Here is an 18248-nt window from a genome sequence, read left to right as displayed (position 1 = left end):
GGCAGGACAGAGGGGGGTGCCACGCCCACATACCCATCGGTTGTCTTTCCATGAAAGACCTCCAAACCTTCCTCGCCGCCCACCCAGAGAGCGTCCTCGTCGACATCACCGGCACGCAAGGCTCCACTCCGCGCGAGGCCGGCGCTTTCATGCTCGTCTCGGCGAACGCCCTCTGGGGCACGATCGGCGGCGGGCAGTTCGAGTTCATGGCAATTGCAAATGCGCGTGAGATTCTGGCTGGAACCGGCGGAGCGATTACCATGGAAATCCCGCTCGGCCCCGAAATCGGCCAGTGTTGCGGCGGGCGCACGCAACTGCGGTTTCGGCGCTTGACGCAGGCGCTGAAGGATGAGCTCGAGGCAAGCCTTGCCGGCGAGATCGACAGGCTGCCGGAGGTCTTTCTCTTCGGCGCCGGCCATGTCGGCCGGGCGCTGGCGTCGGCCCTTGCGCCGCTGCCGCTGTCCGTGACGGTCGTCGAAACGAGGCAGGAAGAGCTTGCTAACCTTCCGGATGAAATCAACACCCGGCTCGTGCCAATGCCAGAAGCGTTGGTGAAGGATATTTCCGCCGGCGGCGCGGTCGTCATCCTCACCCACGACCACGCGCTGGATTTCCTCATCGCCCGCGATGCGCTTGAGAGAACCGATCTCGCCTATACCGGCATGATCGGCTCGGCGACCAAACGCGCCACCTTCGCAAGCTGGCTTTCCCGTGAGGCCGGCGGCGACCGCGCCTGGATAGAGCGGCTGACGCTGCCGATCGGCGGTTCGGCCGTCAGGGATAAGCGCCCGGAAGTGATCGCCGCGATGACGGCTGCCGAAATCCTGACGGCACTCGCAGCCTACCGCATGCGCTCGTCTTCATAATAAGGATCACGGCCGTCGAGGAAACCGAGGTCGCGCTTGACGCGGTCCGGCGTGGCGGAAAGGTCGAGCCGCGGCAAACGGCAGAAGCGATCGGCGCTTCCCGCCAGCCAGCCGGCAAGACGCAGGAAAACACTGCTATTCCGTTGCGGCCGACTCTCTTCGATAGCTTGGCAATCCATGACGTCACCTCATCAGATTGATGGTATGAGTTGCAGCTTGCCGATAAAAATGCTGCTATTCCAATCGAACGATCGTCTGCCTGCATCAAGAGAACTTATCCATGAAACTGTCGAAGCAATTTCCGCTGAATGCGCTGCGCGTCTTCGAAGCCGCCGCCCGGCTCGGCAGCTTCACCAGGGCAGGTGATGAGCTCGGCATGACGCAGACGGCCGTCAGCTATCAGATCAAGCTCCTGGAGGAGAATGTCGGCGAGCCGCTCTTCCTGCGCCGTCCCCGCCAGATCGCGCTGACGGAGACCGGCGAGCGGCTGGCCCCGAAGGTGACCGAGGCCTTTGCCATGCTGCATGATGCGATGGCAACGGCGCGCGACAGCGTCGAAGGCACGCTCGCCATCAGCTCGACCCATACCTTCGCCTCGAAATGGCTGGCGCCCCGCCTCGGCTCCTTCCATTTGAAGCATCCGGCGATCGCGGTGCGGTTTCAGGCGACCTCCGACATCATCGACTTCGCCCGCGAACAGATCGACGTCGGCATCCGCTGGGGCGACGGCAACTGGCCGGGGCTCGCGCTGCACCGGTTGATGGGCCTGGAGTTCACGCCGATGCTGAGCCCGAAGCTGGCGGAATCGGCAGGGGGCATTAAGGAGCCGCGCGATCTCCTGAAATTCGACCTCTTCGACGCCGGCGACATCTGGTGGAAGCAATGGTTCGAAGCTGCCGGCGTTACCGATACGGATCTCGATCGGCGCCCGCGCAACCAGCTGGGCTCTCAGGCGATGGAAGCCGACGCGGCGATCGCCGGTCACGGCGTCGCCATCCTCCACCCCGCCTTCTATGAGGCGGAGATCGCGCTCGGCCGGCTCTATCAGCCTTTCGACCTGACCCGCAGCGACGGCAAGGCCTACTGGCTCGCCTATCCCGAAAATCGCCGCAACGTGCCGAAGATCAAGGCCTTCCGCAACTGGATCCTGGAAGAGATGAAAGCCGCCGGAAACTGATCCGGCAAACAGATCAGGTCCAATCAGGCTGAATAGGCCTTGCTAGGTTCGGCTTCAAAACCCCATTTCCGGCGCATAGAAGCAGCGCGGCGTGTTCTCGTTGGGAAACAGACAGAGGTGATAATCACCATCCCCGGACTGCATTGCCTTCGTCATCGGCAGCAGAAAGACGTGAGCATGCGTGACCAGGCGGTGGTCGCCCGGCATCAGCGTCACACGATATCCGTTTGGTGTCACCGCCACGCTTTTCGACGGAATCATCTGGCAATCGCCATTATGACTGTCGCCATTGCAACAATAGGGGTCATAACTCCACCCCGAAGGTGCGTCGTGAGCCGTCGCCAACGATGCGTATGCCATCATCACACACGTCAGAATGCTGCGCATGGGCATCTCTCCGTCGATGAATGCGCCGCCGATATCTAACGTTTCTTTTTATTTCATGCCGGCGGCCTGCAAACCTAACTGTATCTGCTCATCATAGTTTCAAGATCGGCAAATCTCTGCCAATCCAGTATGAGACAGTCATAATGCATGGCCTTCTCGGCAGCTTTTAGGCACGGGACGACAGATCGGCGATGCGTCAGCGGTCGCCGACATAGGCAAAACCAATGGCGACTGCCAGCGCCCCGCCCCGGCCCGCCGCCTTGCGAAGGGCCTGTGCGGTTCATCATTCTCCTCTTTCCTCCCCGCCAAAATTTCCGCAATGTCGCGAGTCGGAGGAAGATAGGGGAACTCGATGTATGAATATGCCATAGCATGGGAATGGCTCGCCTTCGCGGCCCGCTGGTTCCATGTCGTCACCGCGATCGCCTGGATTGGATCATCCTTCTATTTCATCGCACTCGATCTGGGACTGGTGAAACGCCCGCATCTGCCGCCCGGCGCCTATGGCGAGGAATGGCAGGTCCATGGCGGCGGCTTCTATCATATCCAGAAATATCTGGTAGCGCCGGCCCAGATGCCGGAGCACCTGACCTGGTTCAAATATGAGAGCTATTTCACCTGGATCTCCGGATTTCTCATGCTCTGCATCGTCTATTATGGCGGCGCCGACCTGTTTCTCATCGATCGCCACGTCCTCGATATCAGTCCGCCCGTCGCGATCCTGATCTCGTTGGCGTCGCTGGCCTTCGGCTGGATCGTCTATGACCTGCTGTGCAAATCCCCGCTTGGCCGCAACACCTGGGGGCTGATGGCAGTGCTCTATGTGGTGCTGGTCTTCATGGCCTGGGGCTATACGCAGCTTTTCACCGGCCGCGCCGCCTTCCTGCATCTCGGCGCCTTCACGGCGACGATCATGTCGGCCAACGTCTTCATGATCATCATCCCGAACCAAAAGATCGTCGTCGCCGATCTGATCGCCGGCCGCACGCCCGATCCGAAATACGGCCAGATCGCCAAGCAGCGTTCGCTGCACAACAACTATCTGACGCTGCCCGTCATCTTCTTCATGCTGTCGAACCATTATCCGCTGGCCTTCGGAACGGCGTTCAACTGGGTGATCGCAGCACTCGTCTTCCTGATGGGCGTCACGATCCGCCATTGGTTCAACACCACCCATGCGAGGAAAGGCCGGCCGACCTGGACCTGGATCGTCACCGTCATCCTCTTCATCCTGATCATGTGGCTTTCGACGGTGCCGAAGCTGCTGACGGGAGAGACGGATGCGGCGGCGGTGGCGCCCGCCTTCCAGCAATTCGCCGGAAATCCGCATTTTCCGGCCGTCAAGCAACTGGTCTCGACACGCTGTTCCATGTGCCATGCGGCCGAGCCCGCCTATGAAGGCGTCGTGCGGCCGCCGAAAGGCGTGATGCTCGAAAACGACGCGGAAATTGCCGCCCATGCCCGAGAAATCTATATACAGGCAGGCCGCAGCCATGCCATGCCGCCCGGCAACGTGACCGATATTACCCCGGACGAACGCAGACTGCTCGTCGCCTGGTTCGAAAGCGCAGTCGAAGGCAAGAAACAATGACGACGACACTTCTCCGCGGCCGCCTCCTCTCTTTCCATCGCGCGCCGCTGAGTCTCGCCGACAGCCAGAGTTATCTCTACGAGGAAGACGGTGGCCTGCTGGTCGAGGACGGGCTGATCGCCGCAGTCGGCCCCTATGCCGACGTCAAGGCGAAAGCCGCCGAAGGCACGGCCGAGATCGACCATCGCCCGCATCTCATCCTGCCCGGCTTCATCGACATGCACCTGCATTTTCCGCAGATGCAGGTGATCGCCTCCTATGCCGCCAACTTGCTCGAATGGCTGAATACCTACACTTTCCCCGAGGAATGCCGCTTCGTCGAAAGTGCGCATGCGCAAAGGATCGCCACACATTTCTACGACGAGCTGATCCGCCACGGCACGACGACGGCGGTCGCCTATTGCTCCGTGCACAAGACCTCGGCCGACGCCTTCTTCGCCGAGGCGATGAAGCGCAATATGCGCATGGTCGGCGGCAAGGTGATGATGGACCGCAACGCTCCCCAGGGCCTGCTCGACACGCCGGAGATGGGTTATGACGAGACCCGCCAAGTGATAGCGGACTGGCACGGCAAAGGCCGCAACCATGTCGCCATCACCCCGCGCTTCGCCATCACGTCGACGCCGGCGCAGATGGAGGCTACGTCGGCGCTCGCCCGCGAATTTCCCGATCTTCACATCCAGACGCATCTTTCGGAAAACCACGACGAGATTAAATTCACCTGCGAGCTCTATCCCGAGGCGATCGACTATACCGACATTTACGCCCGCTACGGTCTGCTAGGGCCGAAGAGCCTCTTCGGCCACGCCATCCACCTGTCCGAACGCGAGGCCGATGTCATGAGCGAGGCCGGCGCCGTCGCCGTCCATTGCCCGACCTCAAACCTCTTCCTCGGCTCCGGTCTCTTTCCGCTGAAGGCGCTGACGCGGCGCCAAAACCCGGTCCGCATCGGTGTCGCAACCGATATCGGCGGCGGCTCCAGCTATTCGATGCTGAGGACCATGGACGAGGCCTATAAGATCCAGCAGTTGCTGGGTGAACGGCTGAACCCGCTGGAAAGCTACTATCTGATGACGCGCGGCAATGCCGAGGCGCTGTCGCTCGCCGACCGGATCGGCACGCTGGACCCCGGCACCGAAGCCGACCTCGTCGTCCTCGACGCGGCCGCGACCCCGGCCATGGCGCTGAAGATGGAAACGGTAAAGACCCTGCCCGAGGAACTCTTCCTGCTTCAGACGATGGGCGACGACAGAGCGATCGCCGAGACCTACGTTTCCGGCATTGCCTTGAAAACAGGGCTTTGACGATATCGGTTCCCCCCAACGAGGTACAGTGAAGACCGTCTGAGGCGGATGTTTCCCGTAACCCTTCTTTTAGGATTCATGTTATGGGCGATGGTCGCATTTAAACCTGTAGAAGGTTCGATTCATGGCAACTCCGCTCACCATCGACGATCTGAAAAAACTCGCGCAGCGCCGCGTGCCGAAAATGTTTTTCGACTATGCGGATTCAGGCGCCTGGACGGAATCCACCTATCGGGCGAATGAAAGCGATTTCGGTCAGATCAAGCTGCGCCAGCGCGTGCTCGTTGATATGAGCGACCGCACGCTCGGAACGACGATGATCGGCCAGAAAGTATCGATGCCGGTAGCGCTCGCACCGACCGGCATGACCGGGATGCAGCACGCCGACGGCGAGATGCTGGCGGCGCGGGCAGCGGAAGAATTCGGCGTTCCCTTTACCCTGTCGACGATGAGCATCTGCTCGATCGAGGACGTCGCCTCGGTGACGACGCGTCCTTTCTGGTTCCAGCTTTATGTGATGAAAGATAAGGATTTCGTCCTCGACCTCATCCGTCGCGCCAAGGCGGCGAAATGCTCCGCGCTGGTGCTGACCGCCGACCTGCAGATCCTCGGCCAGCGCCATAAGGACCTGCGCAACGGTCTCTCGGCCCCACCGAAATTGACCGCGAAACATATCTGGCAGATGGCAACCCGGCCCCTCTGGTGCCTTGATATGCTGCAGACAAAGCGCCGGTACTTCGGCAATATCGTCGGCCATGCCAAGAACGTCGCCAATGTCGCCTCTGTGCCCAAGTTTGCGCACGAGCAGTTCGACCCACGGCTGTCCTGGGCCGATATCGCCTGGATCAAGGAGCAATGGGGCGGCCCGCTGATCATCAAAGGCATCCTCGATCCCGAAGACGCGAAGGCCGCCGCCGATACCGGCGCCGATGCGATCATCGTTTCCAATCATGGCGGCCGTCAGCTCGACGGCGCCCCCTCCTCGATCAGCATGCTGCCTTCGATCGTCGACGCCGTCGGCGACCGCATCGAAGTCCACCTCGACGGCGGCATCCGCTCCGGCCAGGATGTGCTGAAGGCCGTGGCGCTCGGCGCCAAGGGCACCTATATCGGCCGCCCCTTCCTCTACGGGCTTGGCGCCATGGGCAAGGAAGGCGTCACGCTGGCGCTCGACATCATCCGCAAGGAGATGGACATCACGATGGCCCTCTGCGGCAAGCGCGACATCAATGACGTGGATGCGTCGATCATATCGGGGCGCGGCTGAGAGAAGTCGGCACTGGCTGAACGCCCCGATGGGTCGGCAATATCTTCGACCTGCGCAACGGCATGCGATTCAGCACAGCGGCCGGCCGTCACCCGCGGTGAGCAGCAGGATCGCAAAAATCGCGAGACAGATGGCGAGCGCCAAACGCTGCCGCCACACGATGCGGCGCGATCCGGCAATCCGCCTCTCGAGGCCAGGCGATGTCCCGTCAGGCTTGCGAAGCTGCATTCGGGAGAGCAGGTCGTCGACGGCGGCAAGACCGGCGGCCTCTGTCTCATGGCTCGACGCGAGGCGAAACAACAGCGCATCGAAAAGGAGATGGATCGCCAGCGCGAGCACGATCCCGCAGAAGACGAGCATCAAGAGCCAGCCGAATGCTGGAGCGAAACCTCGATATCCCTGAGTGATCGGGCCGATAATCAGCGGCAACAGCGCTGTCAGCCCACAGACGATTGAATTGCGACCCAGATTTCGCGCAGCCGCCGAGGCCTTGGCATTCCATTGCGTCATTGCAAGCCCTCCGTCACGGCATGGATGCTTTCCTCGGGCAGATGAACACGCCGCCCTGCCCTTTCGATCAGCCGCAGCGCTTCTGCTGGAGTTTCGCAACGTCGGCTGACGAGCAGCCACCGCACGATGACGCCGGCGCTCCGCTGGAAACCGAGCGCACAGCAGACGAGGACCGGTCCCTGGTGGCGCGCAATCTCGATGAGGTTCGCCGCGGCTCGCGTCTGGATCTCGTCGGGGCCTGTCAGATCGAGGGTGGGAAAACTGCACCAGCGCCTTGATGTCCCGCTTGGGCGCTGAAACTCGCCGGTGATGTCGATCACCGTGGCGAAATGGTCGGCCTCGTGGCGGCGCGGAAAACGGCCGAGATGGACACCGTCAACGATCATCACGGATGCCGGTATTTTGCGTGTCCAGAGCCAAACATTGACGACGGCGCCGAGCCGGTAGGGCGCCAGTAGCCAGCGGCTGGCAAGTGCGGCCCGGCCATCGGCGCGTTTCAGGAATATCTGCGGGCCGGCGCCGAGATATCCAGCTGCGACGATCGCCAGCGCAACCGCCGGCCAGAGCAACAGAAGCGCTGCGGCCGACAGAGGAGTAAAGAGCGCTGCAAGGCCGAGAAATGCGAGAGCACCGCACAGATAATAGATGCCGAGACGGCGCGACTTCGGGTCGTCGCTCAACGCAAAATTGGCAAGAGGCGAACCGGCATCGCGTGGGAAAAGCCAGGCGGCAAACAGACCGAGCAGCACGCCGGTCGGTATGTCCATGACGTGATGCTGCCACGTCGTCAGCACGGAGGCGCCGATGAGGAAGCACCAGCAGTGCCAGAGAAGCCGGGCCCTGCGCGGCAGCCGGCCGCGCAGATGGTCCCAGATCACCACCAGCAGCGCGATATGCAGCGACGGCGCCTGGTTGAACGGCTTGTCGAAGCCACCGAGGACAGCAAACATGAAACCGGGCAGGCCGCTCGTGGCCGGCCGCACGAAGATTGCTTCGAGCGGAAACGCGATAAAACAGGCGACTGCGATTAACTGGATCGTCAGATAACGCCTTGCCAGCATATCCACATCGCGCGGCGTCGTGTTGATGAACAGGCAGAGCCCGTAGAACAGATTGATCGACCAATATGGAATGATCGTCCATCCCAAGAACGGAATGGCGCTTTCCCATGCGAAGGCAATGTTCGGCACATCAGCGCGTTGCGACGCCAGCCAGTTGGCGCCGCCATAGGTCAGATAGAAGAACGGCGCCAGGAAGGCGAGCCAGCACGCCGCCCGCTTCATGACCGGCGCTGTTCGGGAAAGTGGAGAATGTGCCTGCCCCAACGGCGTTGCCCTCAAACTCTCTCCGCCAGCGAGACGGTGAAAATGCCCCACTGGTCAATGCGCTGTTCGATCTTGCGGAAACCGGCTGCGGCGACCAGCTGGTCCATTTCCTCTTGCGTGCGCCGCCGCATCACCCATGCCTGACCGCCGCGATGAGAGGTGAGCGCGCGAGCAATCATCTCCAGCTGTGGATGCCATGGCTGGTTGGTGTAGACGAGCAGACCGCCGGGCTGCATCGCGCGGGCGATCCCTTCGAGCGATGCGGCGATCATCTGATTGTCGGAAAACAGCTCATACAGGCCGGAGACGATGGCGAGGTCCGGAGCCGGCGTGATTGCGGCCAGCCCCTCGCCGTCAAAGGCATCCTGCTGGCGGAAGCTCACAAAATCACTGAGGCCGCGCGCGGCGATGCTGTTGCGGCCGGCCTCGACGTTGATGAGGGAATAATCCTGCAGCCGCACGCTATCGGGACGCACTGCAGCGGTCTCGATAGCATCAAGGACATATCGCCCGTGCCCGGCCGCTATGTCGAGCATATGAGTGCTGCGGCCGGCGGCTTTCAGGCGCTGCAGCCCGTGGTCGATCAGTTCCTGCAAATGCAGCTTGCGCTGCCTGATACCGCGCCAGCCGACCGCCTCGAGGAACACCCGGTCGATCAACCGCCCGCCGGGACCGAGCCCGCGGGGCTTGTTTTCGTAGACGTAATCGAGCGTCGAGCCGGAATCGAAACCGGTCTTCGCCCCGGTCCTTATGCCTGCGGACACCAGCGCCCCGATCCGGATGTTGAGGCGGCTGAGCGCCCAGTAGATGCCGCGTGCGGATGTCGCATCCAACGGGCTCGCGAGCCGGTCGGCTTCGTCCTTGGTATAGCCCTGGACATGGGCGGTGCGCAGGTCGGCAGGCGCCCGCGGCTCAGCGAAACGCGCATCGAAAAAGCGGCGGATTTCGGCGAGCGCAATCGCGCGATCCTTTTCGCCGAGCGTGTCGTGGTAGAAGCCGGCAAACACGTGCCGTTCCTTGATGCGGCTGCCGAGGTTTTCGTAAAACCGATGCTGCGGCGCGTGCCGTACCACCCAGTCGCTGCCGGAGATCAGCAGCTGGGTCGGCACGGTGATGGCGCGGGCGTCGTTGACGACGCGGGCCGCCGCCTCGTAGAGCTGCAGCAGAATGTTGGAGGCAATCGGCCGCGTGATCAACGGATCGGATTCAAAAGAGGCAATGCGCTCGGGATCATGCGTCAGAAACTTCGCCTTGACGTAAGAATTGACGAAGAATGTCCCCTTGAACTTTTCCCAGAGCGCAATGCCTTCCCTGGCGAAAGGCACATAGAGCTTGACGCTGAAGGCCGGTGAGGCCAGCACCAGCGCGCGTATCGGCGGCGCATAGTCGTGCACCCAGATGGCGGCAAGGACGGCGCCGACGCTCTGCGCAATGACGGCGATGTCTTCGACCGCAGTACCGCTGGTCTCGCTGACATGGCGGACGAAGCAATCGAGATCACGCGCCGAGGCAGCGAAGGATGGCGAATAACCGCGCTCTCCCGGCGAACGTCCGTGACCGCGCGCGTCCCAGGCGTAGAAGGCAAAATCATCGAGGCCGAGCTCGGTGGCGAGATGGGCGACGCGGCCGCTATGCTCGTGGCCGCGATGGAGAAGAATGATGGCGCCCTTCGGTGAAGCACCGGTCGCAGGCCACGTCCGATAAAACAGTCGAGTCCCGTCATGCGATGCGAATTCGGATTCATGCATGGGTCTGGTCGTCGAGGACGGTTGCTCGCTGTCGGTAGTCTGCAGCACGGTCGTCTCCAATTCTGATCAGTGGATAGGTTGCATCTATTGCCGGCAACAGTGAGTTGCTTTCATTGCAAAAGTCTAGCTGCAAATGATAAGTCCTTTGGGTGAGCCGATTTGAAGTGCGGGCTTTCCCACAGCTACGATGATCCGCACGGACCCAGCCGGGATAGACTGTTCAAATGCCGCGAAATTCCACTGAGGTACCATGTCTGTTTATCAATTGAAGTCCCGGTTTCAGAATATTCTTCGCCCCCTGGTGCGCTCGCTTGCGACACGAGGTGTTACCGCCAATCAGGTGACTTCTGTTGCTGCCGCCGTCTCGGTTGCACTTGGGCTTTTCCTGAGCGTCGCGCCCCTCCCGCATTGGTTCGTGTTGGTGCCTGTATGGTTTCTACTGCGCATGGGCCTCAATGCCATTGACGGCATGCTCGCGCGCGAACATGGGCAAAAGAGCATTTTGGGCGCCTATCTCAACGAGATCGGTGACGTCGTGTCGGATGCCGCCCTTTATTTCCCGTTTGCGCTCATCGATCCGAACGATCTGATGCCGGTCATGGCTGTCATATTCCTCTCGGCGCTGACGGAATTTGCCGGCGTCCTGGGTCAAACGGTTGGGGCAAGCCGGCGTTATGACGGGCCGCTGGGCAAGAGCGACCGTGCGGTGCTTTTCGGCGCGCTCGGCATCTTTGTCGCCGTTGGCGGCACGTTTGCCGCTTGGACCTCATGGCTTTGGGCCGTGGTGGCCCTGCTTCTCGTATGGACCACCATCAACCGTATCAGCGCCGGTATTCGGGAGTCGCAAACGGCCAGCCGATAGAAAGCGCGGAGCCGATCGGCCGCCCGTTCTTTCACTGGTACTGTATTTCGAAACTAGTGTTGAACGCTGCTTCTTACGAGTTGCTTGGCTGGCGCTTCTTCCAAGCCACTCCTCCTAACGACCTGTTAAACACAGCCTCTATTTTTTTCCGCTCTCCTTGAAAGCACAAAAGCGGTGCTTTATGTCTTACTCATGGCAAACGTGGGCAAGACACAGCATCCATCGCAGTTGCGCTACGTGCTGGCACCGGATGATCATGCCCGCCAGGCGCTTGATGACACCATCGCCGCCTACCGCAGGATGATCGACATCCTCGCTGAAATCATCGACGACAAGGCAGGCGCCAATCTCGTCGTCCTGCACGACCTTGCCTATGAAACCGTGCGCGAACAAACGGGCCTGCCGGCACGGCTGGTCACACTCGGCCTTCGCGATTTCGCTGCCAATCGCGGCATGATCGTCGACCCGCCGCAAATGCCCCTCGACGACAAGCTCTTCGCCATCAAAGGCCCTTCGGATCTGACCATCGCCACCGTGCATGGACGCGTTGCCGTGCCCTTCGATGTCGCCGGTTATTCACGGGGATGGGAGAGCATTTTTCCGGCCTACCTCGTTGCAGAGCCGGATCATTACGAGATCCACATCGGCGTCACGCCGAATTCCGCTCGGATGGAGGAAAACATGACGAATGAAGGCATTCTTTCCCGCATGGGCCGCCTGATCGCGGGCATCGCGAATGCAGCGGTCGACAAGGCGGAAGGCGTCAACAAGATCGCCGTGATCGAACAGGCGATCCGCGAGATCGATGCGGCAGCGGACGAGGCCCGCACCGATCTCGGCAAGGCGCGCGCCGAGCAATATCGCATCCAGAGCCGCAGGGACGAGATCGTCGGGGATATGAACGCGCTCGACGCAAAGATCCGCCTCGCCGTCTCTTCCGGGCGCGATGATCTGGCAAAGGCCGGCGTCGCCCGCCAGATTGATCTCGAAGCCCAGATCGCCGCACTCGACAAGGCGCTGGCCGATGCCAGGCAGCAGCTGGACGAAGGCCAGAAAGCCCTACAGGCCGTGCTCGCCACGCGCCGCGAGGCCGACGCCCGCCTTGCCGATTTCAAGCGCAGCATCGCCAGACATCCCGAGGACGCCGCTACAGGCCATAGCCGGCCCGCGCCGGGCGCCGATGCTGCCCGGGCTGCGGCGGCGGTGTCGCGGCTGACCGGCGTTCCATCAGGCGACCATATCAACAGCTCCGAACTGGATGAACTCGACCGGCTGCATCGCGAACAAGCGATCGAAGCACGCCTCGCACGCTTCAAGGCGGATAACCGGTAACGCCGATGGCACTTCTTTTCGCCCCCGAATGTGCCCCCTTCGCCATCGCCGCCGCCGTGCTCGCAGGCCTGACCGCGATCGAGATGCTCGCGACCGTCATGGGTTTTTCGATCATGGAATTTATGGGAAAACCGGATTTTCATGCCCATGACGGGTTTTCGGGCTATCTGTCCTGGCTCAACGTCGGCGGCGTTCCCCTCCTCATCCTCATCATGTTGGCGCTCGGCTTCTTCGCCATGACGGGCTTTGCCATACAGGCCGTCGCCAACGCCTTCTGGGCGCCGCTTCCCGCCGCCGTCGCCGCCATTCCCGCCATCTTGGTCGCCGTGCCCATGGTCAGGGCCTCGAGCAGAACCGTGGCGCGGCTCGTTCCACACGACGAGACCTATGCCGTCGATCTCGACACGTTGATCGGCCGGACCGCCGAAGTATCGCTCGGCCCGCTTGATCAGGGACTGCCGGGGCGCGTCCGCGTCAAGGACCAGCATGGAAACTGGCACGTGCTGAGAGCCAAGGCCGCCAGAGATCAGGAGCCTCTCAAGGTTGGCACGGAGGTTCTCCTCGTCGATCGTACGGCAGATGTATTTATCGCCATTCCCGCACTGGCGGACCCCGCCGCAGCGGACAATCAATCTTTCAGGGAGCAGCCATGATGTATGACATTATTCTACCGGCCGGCATTGGCATCGTTCTGATCTTCGGCATCGGTTTTGTTCTCGCCTCTCTCTATACGCGCTCCAGCCGCGACGAGGCCTATGTGCGCACCGGCCTCGGCGGCCAGAAGGTCGTGCTCGACGGCGGCTCCGTCGTCCTGCCGATCTTCCACTCCATCGCCAGGGTCAACCTGAAGACACTGCGCCTCGAGGTTCGCCGCGGCGAAGGCGATGCGCTGATCACCAAGGACCGCATGCGCGTCGATATCGGCGCCGAATTCTACGTCCGCGTTAAACCCGACGCTTCGTCGATCGCGCTGGCCGCCCAGACGCTCGGCAGCCGCACCAACGACGCCGAGGCGCTTCGCATCTTGATCGAAGCGAAATTCGTCGACGGCCTTCGCTCGGTGGCGGCGACCATGAATCTCGACGCGCTGCAGGAGCAGCGCATGGATTTCGTCAAGGCCGTGCAGGAAGCCGTCGGCGCCGACCTCCAGTCGAACGGCCTCGAGCTTGAATCCGTGTCGCTGACACGCCTCGACCAGACCGACATCAAGCATTTCAACGCTAACAATTTCTTCGACGCGCAGGGGCTGGCGGCGCTGACCCGCATCACCGAAGGCCGCAAGAAGGAGCGCAACGAAATCGTCCGCGACACCGAAGTCGCCATCGCCCAGAAGGACCTGGAGGCCCGCCAGCAATCGCTGGCCATCGAGCGGACCAAGCGCGAAGCCGAACTCAACCAGGAACGCGACATCGCCAACAAATCCGCGGCGACCCGCGCCGAAACCGCACAACAGGAACAGGCGGCCAAACGCGCCGAGGAGGAAGCCCGCATCGCCGCCGAACACCCGATCGCCGAGCGCGAGGCAGCCGCCAAGCAGGCCCGCGAAAGCGCAAACATCGATGCCGCCCGCGCCGTCCAGCAGCGCGATACCGAAGCCAAGCGCGACCTTCAGATCGTGGCGCAGGAAAGCGCCATCGCTGTCGCCAACAAGAGCCGAGAAGAATCCGAGGCGAAGGCGACCGCCGAAATGGCCCGCGCCCGGGCGATCGCGGCAGAGGAAAAGGTCGGCACCGCCAAGGCGATCGAAATCGCCGAACGTGAAAAGCAGATCGCCGTGATCGACGCCCGCAAGACCGCCGAAACCGAGGCCACCGCCGTCACCGTCGGCGCGGAGGCCGAAAAACAGGCCGCGATCGACCAGGCGGAAGCCATCAAGACGCTCGCGACCGCCGAGGCGGATGCCGCAATCATCAAGGCCAAAGGCATCCTCGAAACCGGCCGGGCTCAGGCCGAAAGCGAGGCGCTCCTCAATGAGGCGCGCAACAAACTCAGCCAGACCATCATCGAGTTCGAGATCACCCGCGAGCGTATCCGCATCATTCCCGAGGCGCTCGCCGAGGCGGTCAAGCCGATCGAGAAGATCTCCGATATCCGCATCTTCGACACCGGCGGCATGCTCGGCCGCGGAAACGGCGCGAACGGTGAAAGCGGCATCGGTCTCGGCGACGGGCTGGCCGGGCAATTGCTCTCCTATCAGGCGAACAAGCCGATCCTCGACAAGCTATTGAAGGAAGCCGGATTCGACGGCGACAACGCCATCTCATCCCTCCTTGGCAATCTCGACGGCGCAAAACCGGCAAAGCCGGCGGCACCCCCGGCAAGGCCTGCAATTCCGCCCGCCACTCCGGTAAAGCCCGTAGCATCGGCCGCGGCTCCCGTACAAACGATCGCTCCTCACGCGCCCGAGAAGGATTGATCGCAGCGCAGGTAGGGCCGGGCTATCTCACCCAGCCCGTTGCAAGCGCACTGGCCCAGTCGGCACGGCCCCTTTCGGCGGCCAGTGCCGACTGGGCCATGTGGTCGTAGGCGACAGTTCGGAACTGCCACATCCATCCGGCCGCCGTCTTTTCCAGGATAGCATAGCTCGCCAGCGGATGGCCGGCTTCGACCTTGTGATAATAGGGCAGCACATCGTCATAGGCGGGGCAGCCCACACTGCCGGGATTGACGATCAGCCGGCCGTCCGAGAGTCGGACGGCACGGGGAATGTGGCTGTGGCCGCAGAGGATCAGCGGCAGGTCGATGCCTTCGGCGAGCGCCTCGATCGCTTCGAACGGCTTCAAGAAGACTTGCCCCTGCGGCGAAACGGACTCCAGCCAGTAGAGATTGTCGTCTTTCGGCGTCGCATGGCAGAGATAGGCCTCGCCGCGATATACGGCATCGAACGGTAGACCCCGCAGCCACTCGAGGTGGGACGGCGTCAGCTGCCGGTAGGCGGCAACATCCGAGGCATGCATAGAGGCGGGATCCTGCTCGATCAGATAGCGGTCGTGATTGCCCCGAACCGAGGTCAGCCCGAGAGGCGTCAGCAGGTCAGCCGTTCGGCCTGCCTCCAGCGGCCCGCTGAAGAAATCGCCGAGATTGACGACGTCCTCGATGCCCTGAGCCCGGATATCGGCAAGCACCGCCTCGAGTGCAAGATGGTTGCCGTGAATATCGGCGATCGCAGCAAACCTCATTTAGCTGCCGCGATAGGTTGAATAGCCGTAAGGCGAAAGCAGGAGCGGCACATGGTAATGCGCCGTGACATCGGCGATGCCGAAGCGGATCGGCACGAGATCCAGGAAGGCCGGATGCGGCAGCGGCGTGCCGCAGGCCCTGAGATACTCGCCGGCGTGGAAGACCAGCTCGTAGATGCCGACGTGAAAATTTTCGCCGGCAAGGATTGGGCCACCGTCGACTCGGCCGTCCGCATTGGTCTCCACCGTTTTCAGATGTCTGCGGATCTCGCCGTCGAGCTGGAAAAGATCGATCCTGAGCCCATTGGCGGGCTTGCCAAGGGCGGTGTCGAGCACATGTGTCGTCAGTCCGGTCATGGGGCTGGCTCTTTGATGACATAGGGGGGGTCGAAGAAGAATTCCTCCAGATTATTGCCAGGGCCGTCGCGGTCGACGACCAGGAAATCGGAGGTTTCGCCGAGCGCCATCAGCGGATGATGCCAGACATTGCGGCGGTAGTTCACACCCTGGTCTCCGCGCGCGAAAAACACCTGCGGCCTGCCCGGACGTCCGCCCTCGTCCTCGGAGACGACGACGAGGAATGGGCGGCCGGAGATCGGCGAGAAACTCTGACTGCCGAAGGGATGGCGTTCCATCATGTCGACGTGATAAGGGAAGCTGCGCGGTTGGCCGCGAAAGAGATTGATGATCACGCGCGCGCCCTCGCCCGCCGCCTCCGCCGCGGCCAGCGCATGGAAGCGTTCGGTCGTGCCGCCGTTGATGAGCCGCATCGAGGCTGGATCGGCTTCGATCACTTCGCCGAAAGGAGCAAAGGCCGATCTGGTAAGCGGGCGGATATCGAGAAAATCAGCCAATGGGTTCACTCACCTTCGGCGTGCCAGTGACGAATAGCGTCGATCTCGACGAGAAGTTCCGGCAGCGTGCGATAGGTTGCATCCCAGATGTCCGAGGGATCGAGGGCGAAGACGTCTTCCAGGATACGGTTGCCCGTTCCGCAGATTTTCGTCCACGGCAGAGTGGGATGCTCGGTTGCGAATTCCGGATGGGCTACGAGCAGTCGGGAAGCAGCCGCGCCGATAGTGAAGTGGCAGAAGGCGACCGCCTTGAAGGTGAGATTATCCTCGGCGAAGGCCGCCTCATCCATTCCGCCCACGAAGTATAGCGCTTCGGCTGCCGCTTTCTGCATTTCATTGAGATAGTCGATAGCACGAGGCTCGCTCATTTGCCCTCCGGCAACATCGATGTCAGGCGCAGCAGCGCGATCCGTTCGACCTGTGTCGTGGCGGTCGCGAATTCTTCATCCAGGTCATTGCCGATCCGCCTTTCGAAGGCCGAAAGGATATCGTTCTTGTCGAGCCCTCTGACGGCGATGATGAAGGGAAAGCCGAATTTTTCGACATAAGCTGCATTAAGTTCGGTGAAGCGGGCATGTTCGGGCGGGCTCAGCCGATCGAGACCGGCGCCGGCCTGCTCCTTTCGGCTGTCCTCCGTGAGTTCACCCGCTATCGCCAGACGCCCGGCAAGATCGGGATGGGCCTGCAACACGCCGAGACGCTCCGCCCGGCTTGCCGCACGGAAGACGGCGGCAAGAGCTGCATGCACAGCTGATGCCGTCAAAGGCTCCCTCAGACCCCCGGCGTCATAGGCGCGTTCGGCGATGAAAGGCGAATGCTCGAAGACGCCGCCGAAGCGGGAAACGAAATCCTCGCGCGACAACATCAGAGCGCATCCGGCTGATGATTCTTGTGCCAGTGCTCGGCGATCTCGATGCGGCGCGGAATCCAGACCTTGTCATGCTTCAACACATATTCGATGAAGCGCTTCAGAGAGGCTGCCCGGCCCGGACGCCCGACGAGGCGGCAATGCAGGCCGACCGACATCATCTTCGGGCTGCCGTCCTTGCCTTCCTCGTAAAGCGTGTCGAAAGCGTCCTTGAGATAGGTGAAGAACTGGTCGCCGGCATTGAAACCCTGCGGTGTGGCAAAACGCATGTCATTGGTTTCGAGCGTATAGGGGATGATCAGGAAGGGTTTCCCGTCGACGCCCTTCACCCAGTAAGGCAGGTCGTCGGCATAGGAATCGGAGGAATAGAGGAAACCGCCCTCTTCCTGCACCAGTCGCAGCGTGTTGTCGGAAGGCTTTCCCTGATACATCCCGAAAGGCCGCTCGCCGGTGAGTTCGGTGTGCATGCGCACGGCTTCGAGGATATGCTTGCGCTCGAGATCCTCGGGGAAATCCTTGTATTCCAGCCAGCGATAACCGTGGCTGGCGATCTCCCAACCGGCCTCCTTCATGGCCGCGACGGCTTCGGGGTTGCGCGCCATCGCCAGCGTCACGCCATAGACGGTCGCCTGCACCTTGAGACCCGTGAACATCCGCCAGAGCCGCCAGAACCCGGCGCGCGAACCATACTCGTAGATCGATTCCATGTTGAGATTGCGCTGCCCCGGCCAGGCCGCCGCACCGACAATCTCCGACAGCAGGTTTTCGGAAGCCGGATCGCCTTCGAGGATGCAGCTTTCGCCGCCCTCCTCGTAATTGATGACGAACTGCACGGCGACGCGGGCGTCGCCAGGCCACTTCGGATCGGGCGTCTGACGCCCGTAGCCGACGAGATTGCGCGGGTAGGTCTCGGATACCATCAAATCACCTTCTGAAAAGACGAAGGAACGGTATCATCCGCAGCCGGAATGTCGAGAC

The 18248-nt window shown here is 61.9% G+C and carries 20 protein-coding genes; 9 read left to right on the top strand and 11 right to left on the bottom strand.

Going from position 1 to position 18248, the window contains the following annotated elements:
• The first annotated feature begins 50 nt into the window (after positions 1–50).
• Entirely contained in the window at positions 51–866 is an 816-nt protein-coding gene (xdhC, locus tag PH551_RS26590; protein ID WP_285195677.1) for a xanthine dehydrogenase accessory protein XdhC, read from the top strand.
• Here xdhC and PH551_RS26585 read toward each other — a convergent pair.
• Positions 842–1045, bottom strand: coding sequence for a hypothetical protein (locus PH551_RS26585; RefSeq protein ID WP_285195668.1), 204 nt, complete (start codon positions 1043–1045; stop codon positions 842–844). The two genes, xdhC and PH551_RS26585, sit on opposite strands and share 25 nt — an antisense overlap.
• 101 nt (positions 1046–1146) lie before the next feature.
• On the opposite strand from PH551_RS26585, the gene gcvA reads away from it, so the two are divergent.
• On the top strand, positions 1147–2043 hold the full coding sequence (gcvA, locus tag PH551_RS26580; RefSeq protein ID WP_085778988.1) for a transcriptional regulator GcvA: 897 nt from the start codon (positions 1147–1149) through the stop codon (positions 2041–2043).
• Positions 2044–2097: 54 nt separating this feature from the next.
• Here the strand turns inward: gcvA and PH551_RS26575 are convergent, their stop codons facing one another.
• Positions 2098–2430, bottom strand: a complete 333-nt coding sequence (locus PH551_RS26575) for a hypothetical protein (protein WP_085778989.1) — start codon at positions 2428–2430, stop codon at positions 2098–2100.
• Between the two features lie 352 nt (positions 2431–2782).
• Here PH551_RS26575 and puuD point away from each other — a divergent pair, with 352 nt between their 5' ends.
• From puuD to PH551_RS26560, 3 genes are all read left to right on the top strand, one after another.
• Complete coding sequence (gene puuD / locus PH551_RS26570) at positions 2783–4021, top strand: urate hydroxylase PuuD (RefSeq protein ID WP_285195667.1); 1239 nt, start codon at positions 2783–2785, stop codon at positions 4019–4021.
• Positions 4018–5325, top strand: a complete 1308-nt coding sequence (gene guaD / locus PH551_RS26565; protein ID WP_285195666.1) for a guanine deaminase — start codon at positions 4018–4020, stop codon at positions 5323–5325. The genes puuD and guaD overlap by 4 nt, the downstream gene beginning before the upstream one ends.
• Before the next feature lie 124 nt (positions 5326–5449).
• Positions 5450–6592 carry an alpha-hydroxy acid oxidase gene (locus PH551_RS26560; protein WP_285195665.1) on the top strand — a complete coding sequence of 381 codons (1143 nt, stop codon included), beginning with the start codon at positions 5450–5452 and terminating at the stop codon, positions 6590–6592.
• A 69-nt stretch (positions 6593–6661) separates the two neighbouring features.
• On the opposite strand, the gene PH551_RS26555 is transcribed toward PH551_RS26560, so the two are convergent.
• From PH551_RS26555 to PH551_RS26545, 3 genes are read right to left on the bottom strand one after another with little or no spacing between them, the layout of a single operon-like run.
• Positions 6662–7102 (bottom strand): hypothetical protein, encoded by a 441-nt coding sequence (locus tag PH551_RS26555; protein WP_285195664.1) that lies wholly within the window; start codon positions 7100–7102, stop codon positions 6662–6664.
• Positions 7099–8385 carry a phosphatase PAP2/dual specificity phosphatase family protein gene (locus tag PH551_RS26550; RefSeq protein ID WP_285195663.1) on the bottom strand — a complete coding sequence of 429 codons (1287 nt, stop codon included), beginning with the start codon at positions 8383–8385 and terminating at the stop codon, positions 7099–7101. The genes PH551_RS26555 and PH551_RS26550 overlap by 4 nt, the downstream gene beginning before the upstream one ends.
• A gap of 53 nt (positions 8386–8438) precedes the next feature.
• Positions 8439–10223, bottom strand: a complete 1785-nt coding sequence (locus tag PH551_RS26545) for a bifunctional alpha/beta hydrolase/class I SAM-dependent methyltransferase (protein ID WP_285195662.1) — start codon at positions 10221–10223, stop codon at positions 8439–8441.
• Between the two features lie 202 nt (positions 10224–10425).
• Between PH551_RS26545 and PH551_RS26540 the strand changes: the two genes are divergently transcribed.
• From PH551_RS26540 to PH551_RS26525, 4 genes are all read left to right on the top strand, one after another.
• Positions 10426–11037, top strand: a complete 612-nt coding sequence (locus PH551_RS26540) for a CDP-alcohol phosphatidyltransferase family protein (RefSeq protein WP_285195661.1) — start codon at positions 10426–10428, stop codon at positions 11035–11037.
• Between the two features lie 192 nt (positions 11038–11229).
• The gene (locus PH551_RS26535) at positions 11230–12369 is read left to right on the top strand and encodes a PspA/IM30 family protein (RefSeq protein ID WP_285195660.1); all 1140 of its coding nucleotides are present in this window, start codon (positions 11230–11232) and stop codon (positions 12367–12369) included.
• 5 nt (positions 12370–12374) lie between these two features.
• Complete coding sequence (locus tag PH551_RS26530) at positions 12375–13022, top strand: OB-fold-containig protein (RefSeq protein ID WP_285195659.1); 648 nt, start codon at positions 12375–12377, stop codon at positions 13020–13022.
• Positions 13019–14785, top strand: coding sequence for a flotillin family protein (locus PH551_RS26525; RefSeq protein WP_285195658.1), 1767 nt, complete (start codon positions 13019–13021; stop codon positions 14783–14785). Before PH551_RS26530 ends, PH551_RS26525 begins: the two co-directional genes overlap by 4 nt.
• Before the next feature lie 22 nt (positions 14786–14807).
• On the opposite strand, the gene PH551_RS26520 is transcribed toward PH551_RS26525, so the two are convergent.
• The 6 genes from PH551_RS26520 to puuE are packed head-to-tail and all read right to left on the bottom strand — an operon-like array spanning position 14808 to position 18190.
• Positions 14808–15548, bottom strand: a complete 741-nt coding sequence (locus tag PH551_RS26520) for a metallophosphoesterase family protein (protein WP_285195657.1) — start codon at positions 15546–15548, stop codon at positions 14808–14810.
• Positions 15549–15905: a hydroxyisourate hydrolase gene (gene uraH / locus PH551_RS26515; protein WP_085778997.1), complete on the bottom strand. Its 357-nt coding sequence runs from the start codon at positions 15903–15905 to the stop codon at positions 15549–15551. It abuts the gene before it with no gap.
• Positions 15902–16402 carry an ureidoglycolate lyase gene (locus tag PH551_RS26510; RefSeq protein WP_285195656.1) on the bottom strand — a complete coding sequence of 167 codons (501 nt, stop codon included), beginning with the start codon at positions 16400–16402 and terminating at the stop codon, positions 15902–15904. Before PH551_RS26510 ends, uraH begins: the two co-directional genes overlap by 4 nt.
• A 5-nt stretch (positions 16403–16407) precedes the next feature.
• Positions 16408–16770 (bottom strand): HepT-like ribonuclease domain-containing protein, encoded by a 363-nt coding sequence (locus PH551_RS26505; RefSeq protein WP_085778998.1) that lies wholly within the window; start codon positions 16768–16770, stop codon positions 16408–16410.
• Positions 16767–17267 (bottom strand): 2-oxo-4-hydroxy-4-carboxy-5-ureidoimidazoline decarboxylase, encoded by a 501-nt coding sequence (uraD, locus tag PH551_RS26500; protein WP_285195655.1) that lies wholly within the window; start codon positions 17265–17267, stop codon positions 16767–16769. Before uraD ends, PH551_RS26505 begins: the two co-directional genes overlap by 4 nt.
• Positions 17267–18190: an allantoinase PuuE gene (gene puuE / locus PH551_RS26495; protein WP_285195654.1), complete on the bottom strand. Its 924-nt coding sequence runs from the start codon at positions 18188–18190 to the stop codon at positions 17267–17269. The genes uraD and puuE overlap by 1 nt, the downstream gene beginning before the upstream one ends.
• Positions 18191–18248: the final 58 nt, after the last annotated feature.

Origin of the sequence: Rhizobium atlanticum (assembly GCF_030182485.1) — a bacterium.
Taxonomy (GTDB): domain Bacteria; phylum Pseudomonadota; class Alphaproteobacteria; order Rhizobiales; family Rhizobiaceae; genus Rhizobium.
The sequence above is the reverse complement of the archived record's forward strand: the minus strand, read 5'-3'. Positions and strand labels throughout refer to the sequence as shown.

Coding starts and splice junctions, on each gene's coding strand:
- xdhC (WP_285195677.1), top strand. CDS start 51: ATGAAAGACCTCCAAACCTTCCTCGCCGCCCACCCAGAGAGCGTCCTC.
- PH551_RS26585 (WP_285195668.1), bottom strand. CDS start 1,045: ATGGATTGCCAAGCTATCGAAGAGAGTCGGCCGCAACGGAATAGCAGT.
- gcvA (WP_085778988.1), top strand. CDS start 1,147: ATGAAACTGTCGAAGCAATTTCCGCTGAATGCGCTGCGCGTCTTCGAA.
- PH551_RS26575 (WP_085778989.1), bottom strand. CDS start 2,430: ATGCGCAGCATTCTGACGTGTGTGATGATGGCATACGCATCGTTGGCG.
- puuD (WP_285195667.1), top strand. CDS start 2,783: ATGTATGAATATGCCATAGCATGGGAATGGCTCGCCTTCGCGGCCCGC.
- guaD (WP_285195666.1), top strand. CDS start 4,018: ATGACGACGACACTTCTCCGCGGCCGCCTCCTCTCTTTCCATCGCGCG.
- PH551_RS26560 (WP_285195665.1), top strand. CDS start 5,450: ATGGCAACTCCGCTCACCATCGACGATCTGAAAAAACTCGCGCAGCGC.
- PH551_RS26555 (WP_285195664.1), bottom strand. CDS start 7,102: ATGACGCAATGGAATGCCAAGGCCTCGGCGGCTGCGCGAAATCTGGGT.
- PH551_RS26550 (WP_285195663.1), bottom strand. CDS start 8,385: ATGAAGCGGGCGGCGTGCTGGCTCGCCTTCCTGGCGCCGTTCTTCTAT.
- PH551_RS26540 (WP_285195661.1), top strand. CDS start 10,426: ATGTCTGTTTATCAATTGAAGTCCCGGTTTCAGAATATTCTTCGCCCC.
- PH551_RS26535 (WP_285195660.1), top strand. CDS start 11,230: ATGGCAAACGTGGGCAAGACACAGCATCCATCGCAGTTGCGCTACGTG.
- PH551_RS26530 (WP_285195659.1), top strand. CDS start 12,375: ATGGCACTTCTTTTCGCCCCCGAATGTGCCCCCTTCGCCATCGCCGCC.
- PH551_RS26525 (WP_285195658.1), top strand. CDS start 13,019: ATGATGTATGACATTATTCTACCGGCCGGCATTGGCATCGTTCTGATC.
- PH551_RS26520 (WP_285195657.1), bottom strand. CDS start 15,548: ATGAGGTTTGCTGCGATCGCCGATATTCACGGCAACCATCTTGCACTC.
- uraH (WP_085778997.1), bottom strand. CDS start 15,905: ATGACCGGACTGACGACACATGTGCTCGACACCGCCCTTGGCAAGCCC.
- PH551_RS26505 (WP_085778998.1), bottom strand. CDS start 16,770: ATGAGCGAGCCTCGTGCTATCGACTATCTCAATGAAATGCAGAAAGCG.
- uraD (WP_285195655.1), bottom strand. CDS start 17,267: ATGTTGTCGCGCGAGGATTTCGTTTCCCGCTTCGGCGGCGTCTTCGAG.
- puuE (WP_285195654.1), bottom strand. CDS start 18,190: ATGGTATCCGAGACCTACCCGCGCAATCTCGTCGGCTACGGGCGTCAG.